The sequence below is a fragment of the Micromonospora sp. CB01531 genome (assembly GCF_001905095.1).
In the GTDB taxonomy this organism is placed as follows: Bacteria; Actinomycetota; Actinomycetes; order Mycobacteriales; family Micromonosporaceae; genus Micromonospora.
Genome location: NZ_LWLS01000083.1, coordinates 265,461 through 284,449 on the forward strand (window position 1 = coordinate 265,461; position 18,989 = coordinate 284,449).

Here is an 18,989-nt window from a genome sequence, read left to right on the forward strand (position 1 = left end):
CAGCCCGTGCTCGGTGCTCATCCGGTAATCGAGCCATGGATCGGTCACGTGACCGTCCACCAGGTAGCACCTCCGCCCTCCGGCCGGAGGTTCCTGCTTCAGCGAATGACGGATGACCGGGGCATCCTGCGTCCGGTCTCCTTTCACCCGCAGGTCAAGCGCGGAGTGTAGCTGGGCTATATCAGCCCGCATATCGATGATCTCTAGTCTTTACCCGTTGTGTCTTCAAGGGACCGGAGGGTGATGGTGACGAGACGATCGCGGGGCCTCCTGATCGGGGGGCTGGTGGTGGCCATGGTGGCCACGCTGGGCGGGATGGAGGCCCTACCGGGCGGCGATTCCGACCGCGCCGACCAGGCTGCGGGCAGCGGTAAGGACGACGAGGGTGGCGTGCTGTCGCGGCTCGGTGACGCCGCGCGCGGGCTGGTCGGCGGTGGCTCGGGTCGGGCGCGGCCGGAGGTGGTCAGCGCCGGGCTGTTCCAGGCCGAGAAGCAGCCCGCGGGGAAGGTGTGGCCGGCGCAGAAGCGGGTGCGGGAGTTGCCCGGTAAGCGGACGGCGAACACGAAGACGTATCAGCTGTCGGATGGGCGGACGCAGGCCGAGATCTCGGCGGTGCCGGTGCATTACCGGGACACGAAGGGCCGGTGGCAGGCCATTGACACCACGGTCCGTCCCACCACAGAGAAGGGGTACGTGCAGAGCAACCGCACGAACACCTTCAGCAGCCTGTTCGGTGACACCTCAAAAGACCTGGTCCGGTTCGAGGCCGAAGGCCGGAGCATCGAGCTGGGCATGGCGGGCGCGGCGAAGAGCGTGACGCCGAAGGTATCCGGTTCCACGGTGACCTACGCCGGGATCGCCGGCGGCGCGGACGTGGTCTATGACGTGACCAGCACCGCGCTGAAGGAAGAGATCGTCCTGCGGAAGCCGCCGGTTGGGCCGGTGTCGTGGACGTTCACGCTGGATACGGCTGGTCTGACCGCGCAGCAACGTACGGACGGGTCGATCGCGTTCGTGCGCCCGTCCGGCGGCGAGCCGGTGTTCGTGATGCCGGCGCCGTTCATGTACGACTCGAAGGACGACAAGGCCTCTCCGCTGGGCAAGGTGTGGTCGGACAAGGTCACCCAGCGGGTGCAGCAGGTGTACGGGCAGACCAGCGTCACCGTGTCGGCGGACGCGGCGTGGCTGACGGATCCGGCGCGGGTGTACCCGGTGGTCATCGACCCGACCATCAAGATCCAGCCGGTGCCCGATGGCACGCTGGGCGGGCAGGACACGCAGATCTACTCGGCCGACCCGAACCACGCCTATGGGCAGGACGAGGTCAGGTGGCCGTTGCACGTGGGCACCACGTCCAGCGGCGCGTGGCGGTCGTTGCTGAAGTTCAACCTGGACTCGATTCCGCAGAACACGCCGATCGACGACGCGCAGTTGCAGTTGTACTACTCGCAGACGCACACCGCCTGGGAGTACGACGTGCCGATGGAGGTGCGTCGGGTCACGGATGCCTGGGACGAGGACACGGCGACGTGGGGCACCATCAGCGGCAAGATCGCCGGTGCGCCGGCAGGCAACGTGGTGACCAAGGACGACGGAGACTCCGGGACGTCGGTGGTCGGGTCGTGGCCGTGGTCCGGGGGCACGCTGGCGCCGAAGGGGATCAATGCGGACTACCGCTTCCACGGCAGCACCCTCGCTTCGGATACCCACACGTGGGTGCCGACGATCACGGAGTCGGGTGACTACCAGGTCGAGGTGCACTACGTGGGTGCGTCCGACCGGCCGGACAGAGCCCCGTACACGGTGCACTACTCGGGCGGGTCTAAGACGTACTACGTCAACCAGAAGACGCCGGACAGTCAGGGTGCGTGGGTGACGTTGGGAACGCATCAGTTCGCGGCGGGCACCACCGGCAAGGTGGTGCTCAACGGTGTGCCGGGCACATCAGCGATCGCCGACGCGGTCCGGTTCACCAAGGCCGGTGCGGTGAAGAAGTACGCCAAGTCCAGCGTGTGGAACTCGTTCCCGGTGCGCAATCTGGTGCAGGACTGGGTGAACCGCACCTACCCGAACCACGGACTCATGGTCAAGGCCCTGGACGAGGCGACCAGGAGCCGGGGCGGCCCGGTCTACGAGGCCTCCGAGTACGCGTACAACAACGACCGCCGCGACTTCAACCTGCCGAAGCTGGTCGTCACCTACGGACGGCCGGGTGTGGCGGTGAACCCGCCGACCACGATTACCTCCACCGGTGCGGTGCTCGACTGGCCGGCGTACTCGGGTTCGGACATCGTCGAGTACCAGGTGCACCGCAGCATCTTCCAGAACTTCACCCCGTCGGCGGCGACACTGATCGCGCCGGTGTCCACGGCGACCCGCAGTTACCAGGACACCACAGCGGTACCGACGGCGGCGGACAACACCAACCCGATGGACCGCAAGTTCTACTACTACATGGTCGCGGTGAAAACCCGCGACGGGCAGCTCATCGCCGGCCCGACGCAGCCGGCGATGCTGCCGAAGGCGGGCCAGATCACCCGGATTTACCGCACCGGCGTCACCGACACGACGCTGGCGAGGAGCCGGCCGACGGAGAACGTGGACGTCTACGACGGGGACCCTTACGTCAGCCCGGGCAACAACTCCTCGTACTACGGCGTGACCCGCGGCCTGGTGAAGTTCCCGGCGTTGACCGGCATTCCCACCGACGCCCAGATCGTGGGCGCCGAGCTGCGGATGTACAACACCTACCTGTACGACGGCCTGGACCGGGACGAGTACGTCGATGTATACCGCCTGACCAAGGGCTTCAATGAGACAAAGGCCACCTGGGACACCTACGACGGCGTGAACCCATGGATCACCAAGGGCGGCGAATACGACACCAGCTGGAAGGCCGGCTTCAACGGCTTCAGCAACGACCCGGAGTGGGAAACCTGGGACGTCACCAGCCCGGCCAAGGGCTGGCTGACCAACCCGGCCAGCAACTATGGCCTGCTGCTGCGGCAGCGGGACGAGGTCAACCAGACCGCCCGGGCGATGCTGCTCTCCTCCGAGGGTGAGGAACCGCTGCTGCGCCCGACCCTGGAGGTCACCTACCTCGAGCAAACCGCCGAGTCGACCTACTACGCGGCGTCCACCCCGACGGTGGCGACCGCGAACGCCACCTACACGGTGCCGGTGACGCTGTCCAACCCGACCCTGACCGCCTGGAACCCGACCGACTGGGAACTCGGGTACGACTGGAAGCGGGCCGACGGGACCACCGACGGCGCGGACCCCACCTTCGAGGTGGTCACACCGCTGCCCAAGAGCGTTCCCGCCGGCGGCACCGCCGATGTGTCGGCGCAGGTGAAGACCCCGCCGTCATCGACGGAGGGCAACAAGCGCACCGACTACGTGCTCAAGTGGGACCTGCGGAACAAACTGACCGGCAAGAAACTGTCCGAGACCACCCCTGCGATCCAGCCGCTGCCGCAGAACGTCGCGGTGGAGGAGCCGACTTCCGACCAGCTCGGTCTGGAGAAGTTCTACTCGTACGCGGGGAAGAACACCGGCGCTGGCGGCACCCTGATGAACAACCTGTACGCCGGCAACACCGTCTGGTCGTACAACGCGTTTGCCAACCCCTCGCGGGGCCTGTCCACGTTCGTCCGCCTGGCCTACAACTCCCTCGACACCAGCGACACCGTCGCCGGCTACGGGTGGTCGCTGCAAGCCTCGTCGATGATGCGGCTGGGCACGCCACTGGACTTCCACCCGAACCCGAACCCGACCAAGGTCACCCTGACCGACGGTGACGGCACCAGCCACTGGTTCACCTGGGACGCGGCCGCGAACGAGTGGAAGAGCCCCAAGGGAGTACACCTCTACCTGCAGCAGAACAAGGCATGCGACAACAAGAGCCAGGAACGCAAGGCCTGGCTGCTCACCAAACCCGACCGCACGCAGTTCTTCTACGACTGCGAGGGCTTCCTCTCCAGCATCGTGGACAACAACGGCAACGAAATGGTGTTCACCTACGAGGAGCGGAAGTCCAACAACAAGCCCACCAAGTTTCTCCGCTACATCACCGACCCGACCGGTCGAAAGACCCTGACCGTTGACTACTACGCCAAGGGCCAGTCGTTCGACTACATCGACGACACCACCTGGACGCGGAAGTCCGCGACCAACCTGACCAACCCGAAGATCATCGATCACATCTCCCAGGTCACCGACATCTCCGGGCGCAAGCTCACCTTCACCTACACCGACAAGGGCCTGCTCGGTGAGCTGATCGACGGAGCCGGGTCGACCGACGGTGCGCCGAAGACGTTCAAGTTCGCCTACGACATGACCCAGGGCAACAAGAACGTCAAGCTGGTCAAGGTCACCGACCCGCGCGGCAATGCCACCGAGTTGACCTACAACTACCCGCAGACCGGCGACGACCCGAAGTTCCACTGGACCACCAAGTCCTACCGGGATCGGCTCCTCAACTACACCAACTTCGGCTACGTCGACCCTGACGGCCCGCAGGGCAAGAACATCGACACCACCGTGACCGACGCCGAAAACCACGCCACCCTCTACCTGATGGACGGCTACGGCCGGGCGTACCAGGCCACCAACGCCAAGAACGAAGTCACCAAGCTCGAGTGGGACAACGACCACAACGTCATCAAGCTCACCGAAAACAACGGTGCCGCAGCGACCTGGGCGTATGACCAGAAGACCGGCTACCCGACCGAGGTCAAGGACGCCGAGGCGGTCCGCAACGGCTGGCCGGGCACGGTCCTGGGCTACCAGCGGCAGCTCAACGGCTACGTCGCCGACCTGACCGAAAAGACCAGCCCGGAAGGCCGGAAGTGGACCTTCGGCTACGAGCCCGACGGTGACCTGTCCTGGGTCGTCGACCCGATCGGCAACACCACCCCGGCCACCGACGACTACAAGACCTCCTACACCTACGACGCGTGGGGGCAGATGCTGACGGCGACCGACGCCAACGGCAACTCCACCACCTACGACAAGTTCGACGCGAACGGTTACCCGCAGACCATCATCGACGCCGACACCAAGCAGACGAAGTTCGTCTACGACGTGCGCGGCCAGGTCCTCAAGGTCACCGACGCACTTAACCACGACACCACCCAGACCTACGACACATTTGGCCGCGCGCTGGAAAACAAGGTGGCCAAGAATCAGGCCATCGCTGACTGGATCACGACCCCGGCACCCACCTACGACGCCAACGACAACGTCACCCAGTCGACCGCGCCGAACGGCGCCATCACGACGGCCTTCTACGACGAAGCCGACCAGCTCAAGTGGACCAAGGCCCCGGTCGACGTCGCAGGAGATCCAGAGCGGAAGACGTCCTTCACCTACGACAAGGTCGGCAACCTCGAGACCACCACCGAACCCAAGGGCAACCTCACGCCGGAAGACGGCGACTACACCACCACCAACACCTACAACGCGATCTACCAGCTCACCTCGGTGACCAACACCAAGAACCAAAAGATCACCTACGAATACGACAACGCCGGCAACGTCGTCACCCTGGTCGACCCGCGCAAGAACGCCACCGCCGACCCCGCCGACTACACCACCAAGCTGGAGTACGACTGGGCACACCGGCTCACCAAGAGCATCGACGCGCTCGGCAAGTTCACCGCCAGCACCTACGACCGAGACGGTCTGGTCACGGCGACCACCGACCAGCTCGGCAACACCACCGAGGTCACCCTCAATCCCCTCGGCAAGCCGACCCAGGTGAAGGTGCCGCACAAGAACGACGCCGGCACTATTACGTACCGCACAACCGAGTACGAATACGACCAGGTCGGCAACCAAACCAAGGTGATCAGCCCACGCGGTGTGGCCACCACCGACGACCCGGACGACTTCGCCACCGTCACCGCTTACGACAAGCTCAACCGGGTCAAGGAGACCCGCACCGCGTACGACAAGGACGACAGCCGCTACACCACCGCGGACGTCACCACCTACACCTACGACGCGGTCGGCCGCCTGACCACCCTGTCAGCGCCGCCGTCCTCCGGTGAGTCGGTACGCAACGACACCACCTACACCTACTACGACAACGGCTGGACCAAGACCAGCTCTGACCCCTGGGACATCGTCACCTCGTACAACTACAACGAGCTCGGCGCCCAGACCAGCCGCACGGTCACCTCAGCCGGCGGATCGTCAAACCGCACCATGACCTGGTCCTACTTCCCCGACGGCAAGCTCAAGTCCCGCTCCGACGACGGCGTCCCGGTCGGCAAGCAGGTCGTCCTGGTCGACAACTCCGACTTCAACAACACCACCGCCACCGGCACCTGGACCGCGGCCAACACGGCCACGGGCAAGTACGGCACCAACTACGCCACCCGCCCAGCGGGAACCGGCACGAACACCTTCACCTGGCAACTAAACGTCCCGCAGCCCGGCACGTACGAGGTGTTCGCCCGCTACCCGCAGATCACCGGTGCCGCCACCGACGCCAAGTACACCGTCAGCCACGGCGGCGGCAACACCGTCAAGACGGCCAACCAGACCACCAACACCGGCACCTGGGTCAGCCTCGGCGCCTACAGCTTCACCGAGGGCAACAGCCACAAGGTGACCCTGTCCGACCAAGCGACCGGCACGGTCGTCGCGGACGCGGTGAAACTCGTCCGCGACAACACCGGTGAAGCGGACAACGAAAAGCACGACTACAGCTACCGCTACGACCCGAACGGCAACCTGAAGACCATCACGGACGCCTCGCCCGGCGCCCGGGTGGACGACTACTCAGTTGTTTACACCGAGCTGAACCAGGTGCAGACGGTCACGGAGAGCAGGTCCGGAACGGTCACCAACACCACCTCGTTCACCTACAACGAGAATGGTGCTCCGCTGACCACCACACACGACAAGCAGTACGCCAGCTACGGATACGACCCCCGCGACCTCGTATCGCAGGTGGTAAACGGCACTTCGGCCACCGATCCCGACAGCAAGACCACCACCTTCACCTACACCGACCGCGGTGAGAAGTTGAAGGAGATCAAGGGCAACCGCAACGCCGTCGACTACACCTACTACCTCGACGGCCTTCTGAACATCCAGGTGGAGAAGAAGCCCAACGGGACGCTGGTGTCGGAACACACCTACACCTACGACCTCAACGGCAACCGCGCCCGCGATATCGCCAAGAAGATGAACGCCGACAACCACTCGGCCTACCTCAACACCACCAGCGACTACACCTACGACCCCCGCGACCGCCTCGCCACGTTGACCAAGACCGGCGACGGCGCGAGCACCGAGACCTACATCCACGACGCCAACAACAACGTCATCAACCAAACCATCAAGGGCGCCGCGACGTCGTTCAACTACGACAGGAACCGGCTTCTCACCACCAGCGCGGGAGGTGTGACCGCGTCGTACAACTACGACCCGTTCGGCCGGCTGGACACGGTGACCGCCGCGGGCACGGTGATCGAGCGCAACGTCTACGACGGGTTCGACCACATCATCGAAAACCGAAAGAACAACGGCACCAGCACCTCCACGACCAAGTACACGTACGACCCGCTGGACCGGACCGCCACCAAGATCACCGACGCTGGTGGCGCGAAGGAGAAGACCACCACCTTCAACTACCTCGGCCTTTCTGGCGAGGTGCTGGACGAGGAGGTTGCCGGCAAGCTCACAAAGTCGTACCAGTACTCGCCGTGGGGGCAGCGCCTGTCGCAGGTCACCCACAACAGCGACGGCACGGAGGAGAACGCCTACTACGGGTACGACAAGCACACTGACGTCGAGCAACTGACCGACGACACTGGCGACACCAAGGCCACCTACGGATACACCGCCTACGGCAAGAACGACGAGGCCCAGTTCACCGGCATCGACAAACCCGACGCGGCCGACCCGACCAAGGAGCCGTACAACGCCTACCGGTTCAACGCCAAACGGTGGGACCAGAACTCCCAGTCCTACGACATGGGGTTCCGCGACTACAGTCCCGGCCTGAACCGGTTTCTCGCCCGTGACAGCTACAACGGGGCTTTGGCCGACATGAAACTCGGCGTCAATCCGTGGACCGGCAACCGCTATGCCTATGGCAGCGGAAACCCGATCAGCAGCATCGAACTGGACGGACATATTTGGATCAATGACGGGGCGGGGAAGTACGTTCCTCCGCCGCGTCCGACGCCAGCACCGGCCACCCAGGCCGGTGGGTCCTCACCGAGTCCTGCGCCGACCCCCTCGCCCTCTTCCTGGGGAGACGGAGGCGACTACCCCCAGGACTGGCTCATCCGCAGGGACCAGATGTGCTCCCAGCAGTTGGTCCAGCAACTCTGCATCGAGGCCAGCCGCCGAGACAACGCAGAAGTCATTAGCTGGATGCCGTACATCGGCGCTGCTGGTTCCGGATATCTGATTGCCGACGCATATGAGCATGAGGACTACGTCGGTGCGGGCCTCGAGGCCGCTGGAATCATCCCGCTAGGCAGGGCTGCTGGTGCGGCGGCAAGGCTTCCTAAGGGTGTCAGGCTGAACAAGCTTGTGGGCGACGCCTATCGCGACCATGTTGCTGACTTCTTCCGGCAGACCGGCAAGAAGGTGATCACTGATGCGGACGACGCGAAGGCGCTGACATTCGCTACTCCCTTCGGGGATCGAAAGCTTGACATGGCGGTCTACGACAAGGATGACAATCTGCTCGGATACATCGAAACCAAGTCGGGGAATGAGAAGGCCGATCCGGATCAAGTCAGGAAGGACGAGTGGCTCAGAGAACACTACGGGCTGACCATTGACTATGTCTACGATGACATGTTAAACGTTCTTTATTAAGAAATTAGGCGGGGATGCTAGGATTGCTGCGAAGGGTTTTCCCTTCGCGGCAATCCGGCTCTTGGAGGTGGAAGTGTCCCAAGGATCGCCTTATTCGGATGCATCCGAATCGGTGACGGCAGCGAAGCGGCTGGCCAAGGCCGGAGCCGACCGTGATGTTGCCCTAATTGAGGAACTGGCGGCGTCGCCCGTGGACGCTCGTGCCGCTGTGATCTCGGCCCTTGGTGATAGTGATGGTGATCGGGGCGGACCCGTTTTGCGTGGGATCGCATTAGATAAGAGAGCCGCAACCGGCGAACGTTGTGCCGCGCTCGTGTCCCTCGCCAAGCGGGAGAAGGCACGGGTGTCGGACGTGGCGGCCACTTGTCTTTCCGATTCAGACGCTGCGGTCCGGAGGTATGCCCTCCGCTGCTTGGCCTTCGCTGGCGATGACCGTTGTTGGCAGGAGGTGCTGGACATCCTGGACGAGATTCTTTCGGGGGCACCCCCCCGGTTCCCGGGCGCTCTCAACCCGGTAACGCTCTCAGTGCAGTCCGAGGTGATCCCGGCGGTTGTGTATCTTGCACGCCATTCGGTTACCGCTGACAACACGCGGACGGTGGTCGGTGCAATATCCGAAAATTGGAGCAAGCTTTACAAGGCTGAGCAGAATTGGCTGAAGGAAAACTGGCCCGCCTGTGTTCCTGGTGCGCCTCAGCGGGCTGAGATTTCGAAGCCGGACGTGGGCAGGATGGAGAGCTGGATCCGACGGCCGCTGTTCATGCCTGTTTAGAGCGACCGGCAATAGGTAGGGCGCCTGGGCGGACGGACCCCGAGGTAGCAAGCAGGCACGGGTCCATTGATCATCGGAGTTCTCTACGCTTCGTGACCGGTGGAGTCCCGTGCCTGCGCTGCCATCTTCGTTGTTCGAACCTGTCTGGGTCCAGTTCGCCGCGCTGTGGCCTGAGCAACCCGGGTTTGATCCGGCGCATCCGCTGGGCTGTCACCGGCGTCGGATCCCTGACCGGGTGGTGTTCGAGCATGTCATCGCCGCTTTGGTGCATGGTTGCGGCTATGAACGCGTCGCGTCGGATGCCTGCTCGGATCGGACGATTCGCCGCCGGCTGCGGTCGTGGGCCGAGGCTGGTCTCGGCGAGCGACTCCACGAGCTGGCGTTGGACGCCTACGACCGCATGATTGGCCTGGACCTGGCCGACGTCAGCGCCGACGGCGCGATCACCAAGGCGCCGCGCGGTGGCGAGCGGGCCGGCCGGTCTCCGGTCGACCGCGGCAAGGGCGGCATGAAACGCTCGACGGGCGTCGACGGCTACGGAATTCCGCTCGGGATCACCGGCGCCCCGGCCAACCGGCACGACTCCCCGCTGCTGCGGGACACCTTCGCCGCGTGCAGCATCCAGTTGCGGCATCACTGGCCCGAGCGGGTCACCGCACACCTGGACCGCGGCTACGACAGCAACCGAACCCGTGACCTGCTCGAAGAGATCGGCTTCGACGCAGCCAAGGTGAAGAAGCTGTGCCGGCAGGTCGAGGTGAGCCAGCCGCTGGACGAACTGATCCGACGGCTCAACCAGGCAGTTCGTGGCTGGTGCGCCTACTTCCGGCCCGGCGTGTCGTCAGCGACCTTCGCCTATCTCAGCCACTACCTGTGGCAACGAGTATGGCGATGGCTGCGATCCAAACACCGCCGGGCCACCTGGGGTTGCGTCCAGGGAAGTGGTGTACGACTTGCCCGTGATGGGCGTGTTGCGTAGATGAGAGACGGCCATCGCGTCGATCCTTCAAGACGACCAAGTCAGAGAAGGAAGAGAGAACGCGATGGCCGCATCTGAGAGTGTGAACCCTGTTGACCTGCTGCGCGAGCAGATCGAGGGCGCGTCGCCGGACGTGTTGCAGGCGATGGTCAAGACCTTCGCCCAGGCGTTGATGTCCGCCGAGGCCGACGCGATCTGCGGGGCCGGTTACGGGCAGCGCAGCGACGAGCGGGTGAACTCCCGCAATGGTTACCGGCAGCGGGAATGGGACACCCGTGCGGGGACGATCGACCTGGCGATCCCGAAACTGCGCTCGGGCAGCTACTTCCCGGACTGGTTGTTGACGCACCGCCGGCGGGCGGAGCAGGCCCTGGTGTCGGTGGTGGCGACCTCCTATCTGCTCGGGGTGTCGACGCGGCGGGTGGAGAAGCTGGTCGAGCAGCTCGGGATCCGGCAGCTGTCGAAGTCGCAGGTGTCGGAGATGGCCGCCCACCTGGACGCCCAGGTCGAGGCGTTCCGCAACCGGCCCCTGGACTCAGGCCATTACACGTTCGTGTGGATGGACGCGTTGACGATGAAGGTCCGTGAAGCAGGCCGCACCGTCAACGTCCACGCCCTGATCGCCGTCGGTGTCAACGCTGACGGTCAACGCGAGGTCCTCGGTCTCGACGTCGCCTCCGACGAGGACGGCGCCGGCTGGCTGGCGTTCCTACGGTCGTTGACCGCCCGCGGCCTGACCGGCGTCCGTCTGGTCATCTCCGACGCCCACGCCGGCCTTGTCCAAGCCATTGGTGTCGCCCTGCCTGGCGCGTCCTGGCAACGCTGCCGCACCCACTACCTGCGCAACCTGCTGACGAAGGTGCCGAAGTCGGCGCAGCCATGGATCGCCACGTTGGTGCGCACGATCTTCGACCAGCCCGACGGCGACGCCGTCCAGGCGCAGTTCCAACGGGTCGTGGCCACGATCGAGGCGAAGTTCCCCGCCGCGGCCGCCCACCTCGACGACGCCCGCGCCGACCTGCTCGCCTTCACCGGCTTCCCGCAACAGATCTGGCGCCAGATCTGGTCGAACAACCCCAACGAACGACTCAACAAGGAGATCCGCCGCCGCACCGACGTCGTCGGGATCTTCCCCGACCGCGACGCCGTCATCCGCCTCGTCGGTGCCGTCCTTGCCGAACAACACGACGAATGGACCGAAGGCCGCCGCTACTTCGCCCTCGACATCCTCGCCAAATCCCGAACGATCATCATCCAACCCGACCAACACGCCAGCGACCAAAACGACCCCACCCCGATCGCCGCATAACATCAAACCGGATCCCGCGATGGCCGTCTCCTACACCACCAACGCGGACGCGACCCCACCTGGAAGGAACTACGCCGTCGTTACTGCGGCGGCGGCTGGTGGCCCCGCGGGCAGCGGGAACTGTTCGACCCCGAGAAGCTGGGAACCACCCGGTATCGCTACCGCGGATCGATCATCCCGTCGCCCTGGCCGACCGCCTGACGAGGAACAACACGGAACAACGGGTCCTGTGGAGAGCCCGGTGCGCTGAAAGGCGCACGCCGGGTTCGGGAAGCGGCCCGGGAAAACGGACCAGCCCCACGGCTGGCACCGCGACCCGGGCCGACTTCACGGTCGGGGCCGCGATGACGGTCGGTTCGGCGCTCGGCGCACCACTGCTCGGCCGGCTGGTCGACCGGCGTGGCCTGCGGCCGATGCTGCTGCTGACCACGGCGGTCTCGGCGTTGTTCTGGGGGACGGCGCCGGTCCTGCCGTACCCGGTGCTGCTCGGCGTCGCGTTCGTCGGCGGGCTGCTAACCCTCCCGGTCTTCTCCGTGGTCCGGCAGTCGATCGCCGCGCTGGTCCCGCCGACCCAGCGCCGTCAGGCGTACGCGCTGGACTCGATGTCGGTCGAACTCGGCTTCATGATCGGGCCGGCGGGGGCGGTGGCCCTGGCCACCAGTGTCTCGCCCACCCTGACCATGTACGCCGTCGGCGGCGGCATCGTGCTGGCCGGACTCACCCTGCTGGTGCTCAACCCGCCGACCGGAGCCCGGGACGAGGAGACGACGTCTGGGCAGCCGCTGCCCCGCCGGCAGTGGCTGACCCCACGGCTGATCGGGCTGCTCGCCGGTGGCGCGGCCAGCACGCTGGTAATCGCCGGCAACGATGTGACGGTGGTGGCGGTGCTGCGTGACGCCGGTCAGGTCGACCGGGCCGGTGTGGTGCCGGCGCTCTGGGCCTCGTACTCGTTGGTCGGCGGCTTCACCTACGGTGCGCTGTCCCGCCCGGTGCCGTCGCTGACCCTCACCCTGGTCCTCGGTCTGGTCACCATTCCGATCGGTCTGGGCAGCGGCGAGTGGTGGCTACTGGCCCTGGTGCTGCTGCCGTCCGGGGCGCTCACCGCGCCGACCGTAGCCGCCACCGCCGACGCGGTGAGCCGGCTGGTGCCGGCGAGCGTGCGGGGTGAGGCGATGGGCCTGCACGGCTCGGCGATGACGGTGGGGCTGGCGCTCGGCGCCCCGCTGGCCGGGGCGGTGATCGATGCCTCCGCACCGGCCTGGGGCTTCGCCGCGACGGGCCTGCTCGGCGCGCTGATCGCGCTGGCCGTGCTGCCGACCGAGTTGCGGCACCGGCGTTCCGACGCCGCCGCCGAAGCCACCATCACCCCCACCGCCGCTCCCACGCCCGATTCCGCCTCCGCTCGATCAGCGGTCTAGACGAGTGAGTCCGTAAGGTCCATGCGGGCCGACTCCGAGCTGTCACTCGGGACAAGGAGGATACGAGTGGATGCCGCAGAATGGTTCGGTCTCGACCACGCCGACGCGCGGCAGCACGCGGCCTTGATCGCTGATGATCTTGGGGTGGGCCTGACCGAGGTCCGATGGCACGAGTTCGCCGGGCGGCGAGCGCCCGTCGCGATCTTCGACGTCGACGGCGCGCCGTTCGCGCTCGTTCCCGGTGGGGAGACGACCGTGGGCTTCGACGCCGACCGGTTCGCGCCCGACGCGCGGCAGCGACGCAGCTTCTCGGTAAGAGCTGACCAGCTCAACGTCGCTGACGACATTCACGCGTACGTCGCCGCGATGACCTCGCGCTCTCGTCCGGTCGTGCTGCCGTCACTGCTGGTCAGCGTGGCGGCGATCGACGCCGCGGCGGTCCCGGCGCCGGTCGACGACCCGCTGGTGGTCCAGTTGGTCGCCGACGCGCGTGCCGCCCACGGCGGTCCGAGCGGTCCGGGAGCCCGCCAGGTGACGTCGGCGGGTCGGGCCGCTGCCGTCGTCGGCGACGACTGGACGGTCGAGCGGGCATGGTTCATCCGGACTCCGAGCCACACGGAGATCGTCGAGCGCCTGGCGGCTCGGGGGCAGCGGCTGCTGACCGCCGACGAGTGGGAGCACGCGTGCGGTGCCGGCGCCAAGACGCTGTGGCGGTGGGGCGACCGCGAGCCGGACGGCCCCCCTCATGTCCCGGCTACCGGACTGCACCGAGAGGGGAACCTCTTCGGGCTGCGGATCGGCCAGAACCCGTACGACGACGAGTGGACTGCCGAGCCTGGCGTGGTGCGCGGCGGCGACGGCGGAAGCATGGCGCACTCAGGCATCGGTGGTTTCCCCGCCTGGCTGACCCTGGCGACAGCATACCGGGACGCTCACCACGAGGAATTCGTGCGCACGGACGGGGACCTGCTCGACCGGGTGCTGGTCAGACCGGCCATCCCAGTGCGATAGCCGGCCGGGCTGTTCCACCTGCCCCGGTGCCGCCGGCGGGCCGGCCCCGGCCGCTGCCCGGTCGGCCAAGGGCTGCCGGTCGTGCTCGAGGACGCGGGGCCGTCCATGGTCGACAAGGAGAACGAGGTGCGCATCGAGGGCCGTACCGCCCTGGCTCTGTTGCGTTCGGCGTAAGCGTGATCGATTATCGGCTTGACTGGTGTGGTCAGGCTGGGCCGGTGAGGTCGTCATCTCGTTCCCGGTCCTGGTCCCCGCCGCCGTCGGCGTTCGCCGGCTACCGGTTCCCGCCCGAGGTGATCGTTCTCGCGGTCCGCTGGTACCTACGCTTCAATCTGTCCTACCGGGACGTGGAGGAACTGCTCATCGAGCGTGGTGTCGAGGTGGACCACGTCACGGTCTTCCGCTGGGTACAGCGGTTCACCCCGCTGCTGACCGACGCTGCCCGGTTCTGTCGCCGCTCGCCAGGTGACCGCTGGTTCGTTGACGAGACGTACGTCAAGGTCAACGGTGTCTGGCGGTATGTGTACCGGGCTGTCGACCAGTACGGTCAGGTGATCGATGTGCTCGTCTCGGCCCGGCGGGACGCCGCCGCAGCCCGGCGATTCTTCCGCCGGGCGTTGGCCACACTGAAGGTGACCCCCAGCGAGGTGGTCACCGACGCTGCGACGGTCTACCCCCGCGTGCTCGACGAGCTGGTCCCGTCCGCGTGGCATCACGTCGAGCGGTACGCCAACAACCCGATCGAGTCCGACCACAGCCTGCTCAAACACCGGCTCAAACCGATGCGCGGGCTACGCAACGACCCCACCGCACAAACGATCATCGCCGGCGACGCCTTCGTTCAGAACCTCCGCCGCGGACACTACGAACTCGCCACCGACACTCCGCCGACGAGGCGGATAGCCGCAGCGTTCACCGAAATTGCCTCGGCCATCTGACCAGTGATCCCGTCGCAGCCCAGCGCGTCCACAGATCCTCAAACGCAACAGCGCCGGTTCATCGTCTGGTAGTCGACGCCGGTGGTCGCCGGGTCGTCCAGCCGCAGGATCGCCGAGTGGGCGCCCGGCGTCGCCGGGTTGACCGCTACCTCCACGTCGACCGGCTTGTTCAGTGGCAGGGCCACCGAGGTGCCGGAGGAGAAGGTGCCGTCGTTGCCGACCCAGGACAGGTCGTAGGTGATCGCCTTCGACCCGCCGGTGGTGCGGGTGAAGGTGTAGGTGCGGGTGTATTTGCGGCCCACCGTGACGCCTTCACGGTCGTGGATGCCGACGCCGGGGGTGGCGAGGAAGCCGGACAGCACGGTGTTCACGTGTTGGTGCCCGGCCCGCTGTTGCCGGCCGAGATGAACATTTGGTGCCGTTGTACCCGAACGCCAACCGCAACGAAATGAAAGGCTACGAGAACCAGATTGCGGCTTCTATCAACGCTGGCAACACCGTCTACTATACGGCGACGCCCAATTACATCGGCGAGAATCCGATCCCGATAAGCATTACCATGGAGGCGTGGACTTCGAGCGGTGCGTCGGTAGTCAGTGTGTCGATCCTCAACATACCGTGACTGTGAAGGGCCAGAAGACCACAATGAAATGGATAGACCGGATCGTCGAAGAGACGGAATGGCACCAGGAACCCGAGGGTCCTGGATGGGAGCAGGTGGAGGCCGAACTCGGCGTTGCGTTGCCTACCGACTTCAAAGAGTTGAGTCGGCGATTCGTGCCTGGATCGTTCTCGGGATACCTTAGTCTCCTGCGGCCGACGGATGAGCACGACGAACAGCCGCTGCTGTCGATGTGGTCCGGCAGTAGGCAGTCGGCGGCCATGAATGAGTTCGTCGCGCAGATGTACGCCCCCTACGGAATCTACGGTACGGAGACGGGCCAGGGGCTGATTCAGTGGGGCTCCGATATGACCGAGGGGGACCAATTCTGGCTGGCGGACCGTTCTGTAGATCCGGACCGGTGGCCGGTGATCTCCCGAAAGGAGTCCGGTGAGCCGTGGCACCGGTTCGACATGCCGACCGCGGAGTTCATCTACCGGATGATCGCGGACCCGGAGTTCAAGCCGTTCACGATCGCCAATCCGCCACGGCGGGCCTTCTACCTGCCGTACTGGGCGCCGTATCCGCCCAGCGCTGAGGAGTGGGAGGCGCTGAGCGACCGGAATCGGCGGAACTGAAGTGACGTCAGCCCCGGGCCTTAACCTAACCTCGATGATTCGCCGGTGACATCTGCCGGCTTGGCCAGGCCGTGTTGATCGAATGGCATTGATGGCTGTTGCGGTCTGGGTGTGCTGGTGGGCCGCCTGTCGCGGCGGTGGGCGTGGTCTCCTGGGGTCTCCGGTCGGTGGTCGGGGGCTGAGGTGGCTCAGCCGGGTGCGGGGATCGCCGCGATTCGGGTGAACGCGGCGGTGAGGTGGGTGGCCCAGGGCCAGGTGGCCGGGATGCGGAGCCAGCGGCGGCGTTGGCCGTGGGTCAGTCGGGCGGCGGTGTGCAGCAGGCGGTAGCGCAGTCGTTTCGGCTCGGCGGTGGCGAGGTCACCGTCGAGGGCGTGGATTTGCAGCCAGGCGATGAGGTCCGCGGCGATCGCGGCGGCGACACACCAGGCTTGGTTGATGGCGAACTCGCGGGACGGTAGCCGGCGCAGGCCGGTGTCCTTGGCGCAGCGGATCCGGTCCTCGACCCGGGCGTGGGCCCGGTGCCGGGCCTCGATCCATTGCAGGGCGCCGGCTTGGGTGTTCGTGATGATCGCGGTGTAGCGCCAGCCGTCACGTTCCTCGAACAGCGACAACTGCGCGCCGGGGTGCGGGCGTTCCCGACGGACGATGACCCGTGCGCCTTCTGGCCAGCCGGTCAAGGTCAGCAGGCCGGTCAACTCGGCGACCTGGGCACCCTCGCGGACACCGCCGTCGGCGGCCAGCGCCGGCGTCCACGCCGTGGCGGGCAGGGCGGTGATGGCGGCGCGTTCGGCGTCGGTGATCGACCAGCCGATCGAGTATTCGACTCGCCGGCGACGGGTGTTCAGGCTGGTGAGCCAGTCGAGCACCTTGTGGGTAGCGGCGGCGCTGTCACCCCGGATGAGCAGATGCCGCCGATGCGCGGCGGGCAGCTGCGCGATCGCGTCGGCAAGCACGTCGAGATGATCGGCGGCGGTGTTCGCGCCCGCGTTGCCCGGCCGCAGCGCGATGGCGAGCATCTCGCCGGTGTTGTCGCAGGTCACCAGGATGGGGTGGAAGCCGTACGTGTGTTTGTAGGTCGGCGCGGCGCCGTCCTTGTCGCTGTGGGCGAGCACGATCGTGGAGTCCACGTCCAACACGACCACGCCATCGCCGATGCCCCGGCCGGCCGCCCGAGCTGCCGGTGGCCCGCCGAACAGCTGCCACATCCGGGCCCGGACCTTCGCCCGCGCCGCCGCGATACGCCGCAGCTGGGTCGCGCCGATCTCGTCGAGGGCCCGCCAGACGGTGGTGTCCGAGGCGACCGGTCCGAACACCTCATGCTGGTGGCGCAGTACATCGATGTCGCAGATCGCCTCACCACCATCGGCGATCATCACGGCCAGATCGACCAGGACTCGGCCCCGGTCGTGGACCGGCCAGCGCCCCCGACGGGCCAGCCCGGCTGACAATGCGCCGGTCAACCCCGCCCGGTCGGCCAGCATCCGCAGCAGCGCCGCACCGACGTGCGACACCACACCCGTTCCGTCCGCGGTGACCCGCAGATCCTTCGACCACGCCGTAAACTGCACCGCGGAAGTGCCTCCCGGGTAGAGATCCTTGTAGATGTCGCAATCACAAGTTTCCCCTGCCAGCGAGGCACTTTCGTCCATCTACACGCGGTAAGACCCGACAACTTGTCGATCACTGTGAATCACCCGGGCTAAGGGGCAGTGGGTCGTGAACAAACAGTCCCCCCGGGCTGGGCTGGACCTGCCGAGGTCCGCGTCGTTCCAGCTCGGGGGACTGTGCGCATCCCCTCGTCGGTCCGGGCCGACGGCGGAGAGGCCGCTGCGCGGTGACCCGTACGGCAGCCGCTCCCGGTGCAGGTAGAGGAGGTGCGGCCCCGGTCCTCGTGGCGGCGGTGCGGGCGAGGCACCCTTCCGGTGGTCGCAGCTCACGGAAAGCGAAACTCGTTCCGAGGGTTATCGGCGAGATCGCTGCAGTGGAGGCCGGGAATGGCGGCCCGGCCCCGTCACCTACGCCGCGCTGGCTCAAAGCTTGACGATGCCGATCACACTCTTGACGGGCACCGGCCCAAGCTGCGAGGCGTCGTTGGCCACGCCTCGGTTGTCGCCGAGGAGGTAAAGCTGGCCATCCGGCACAGTGACGGTCTGGATGGCCGCCTGCCCAACTCCCGACTTGTTGATGTAGGGCTCGTCCACAGCCGTGCCGTTACGGGCGATCCGGCCCCGAGCGTCGCAACAACTGATGATGTCGCCGGGCACCGCGATCACTCGATAGATCCGCGGCTGATCCTGTCCCTCGGGGCCCCAAGCGGCCGGTGGATTGAACACCACGACGTCACTGATCAACGGCTAGCGAAATGCCGAGGCTAACAATTAGGATCGACGCCTCGCAGCCGCGCCAGCGGCTACGCCGGCGCCGTACCGTGCACTGTGATCGGAACGCGCAGCAGGCGGGACGTGATCCACAGGAG

The 18,989-nt window shown here is 66.3% G+C and carries 10 protein-coding genes and 2 pseudogenes; 9 read left to right on the top strand and 3 right to left on the bottom strand.

Annotation, left to right across the window (positions count from 1 at the left end):
• Positions 1 to 246 precede the first annotated feature (246 nt).
• From A6A27_RS25115 to A6A27_RS25145, 7 genes and pseudogenes are all read left to right on the top strand, one after another.
• Entirely contained in the window at positions 247 to 8,847 is an 8,601-nt protein-coding gene (locus tag A6A27_RS25115; RefSeq protein WP_158074041.1) for a golvesin C-terminal-like domain-containing protein, read from the top strand.
• A gap of 881 nt (positions 8,848 to 9,728) precedes the next feature.
• A pseudogene (locus A6A27_RS25120) lies at positions 9,729 to 10,349 on the top strand (transposase); the annotation flags it as partial.
• On the top strand, positions 10,350 to 10,598 hold the full coding sequence (locus A6A27_RS46200) for a group II intron maturase-specific domain-containing protein (protein WP_274534580.1): 249 nt from the start codon (positions 10,350 to 10,352) through the stop codon (positions 10,596 to 10,598).
• Positions 10,599 to 10,662: 64 nt separating this feature from the next.
• Positions 10,663 to 11,907: an IS256 family transposase gene (locus tag A6A27_RS25125; protein ID WP_073837090.1), complete on the top strand. Its 1,245-nt coding sequence runs from the start codon at positions 10,663 to 10,665 to the stop codon at positions 11,905 to 11,907.
• 332 nt (positions 11,908 to 12,239) lie between these two features.
• Positions 12,240 to 13,325: pseudogene (locus A6A27_RS25135) on the top strand (MFS transporter); the annotation flags it as partial.
• A gap of 66 nt (positions 13,326 to 13,391) precedes the next feature.
• A complete protein-coding gene (locus A6A27_RS25140) occupies positions 13,392 to 14,336 on the top strand; it encodes a hypothetical protein (protein ID WP_073837091.1) in 945 nt (314 codons plus the stop codon).
• Positions 14,337 to 14,554: 218 nt separating this feature from the next.
• Complete coding sequence (locus tag A6A27_RS25145; protein ID WP_083672829.1) at positions 14,555 to 15,274, top strand: IS6 family transposase; 720 nt, start codon at positions 14,555 to 14,557, stop codon at positions 15,272 to 15,274.
• A gap of 38 nt (positions 15,275 to 15,312) precedes the next feature.
• On the opposite strand, the gene A6A27_RS25150 is transcribed toward A6A27_RS25145, so the two are convergent.
• Positions 15,313 to 15,645 (bottom strand): hypothetical protein, encoded by a 333-nt coding sequence (locus A6A27_RS25150; RefSeq protein ID WP_198940431.1) that lies wholly within the window; start codon positions 15,643 to 15,645, stop codon positions 15,313 to 15,315.
• Between the two features lie 77 nt (positions 15,646 to 15,722).
• On the opposite strand from A6A27_RS25150, the gene A6A27_RS47585 reads away from it, so the two are divergent.
• Complete coding sequence (locus tag A6A27_RS47585) at positions 15,723 to 15,896, top strand: hypothetical protein (protein ID WP_083672830.1); 174 nt, start codon at positions 15,723 to 15,725, stop codon at positions 15,894 to 15,896.
• A complete protein-coding gene (locus A6A27_RS25160) occupies positions 15,842 to 16,513 on the top strand; it encodes a hypothetical protein (RefSeq protein WP_143194145.1) in 672 nt (223 codons plus the stop codon). Before A6A27_RS47585 ends, A6A27_RS25160 begins: the two co-directional genes overlap by 55 nt.
• Positions 16,514 to 16,701: 188 nt before the next feature.
• Here A6A27_RS25160 and A6A27_RS25165 read toward each other — a convergent pair whose 3' ends face one another.
• Both A6A27_RS25165 and lepB read right to left on the bottom strand, forming a co-directional pair.
• Positions 16,702 to 18,081: an IS1380 family transposase gene (locus A6A27_RS25165; protein WP_073837094.1), complete on the bottom strand. Its 1,380-nt coding sequence runs from the start codon at positions 18,079 to 18,081 to the stop codon at positions 16,702 to 16,704.
• A 462-nt stretch (positions 18,082 to 18,543) separates the two neighbouring features.
• Complete coding sequence (lepB, locus tag A6A27_RS25170; protein WP_073837095.1) at positions 18,544 to 18,864, bottom strand: signal peptidase I; 321 nt, start codon at positions 18,862 to 18,864, stop codon at positions 18,544 to 18,546.
• Positions 18,865 to 18,989: the final 125 nt, after the last annotated feature.

Bases quoted from the DNA above. Each gene is read 5' to 3' on its own strand.
- A6A27_RS25125 (WP_073837090.1), top strand. From the start codon at position 10,663: ATGGCCGCATCTGAGAGTGTGAACCCTGTTGACCTGCTGCGCGAGCAG.
- A6A27_RS47585 (WP_083672830.1), top strand. From the start codon at position 15,723: ATGAAAGGCTACGAGAACCAGATTGCGGCTTCTATCAACGCTGGCAAC.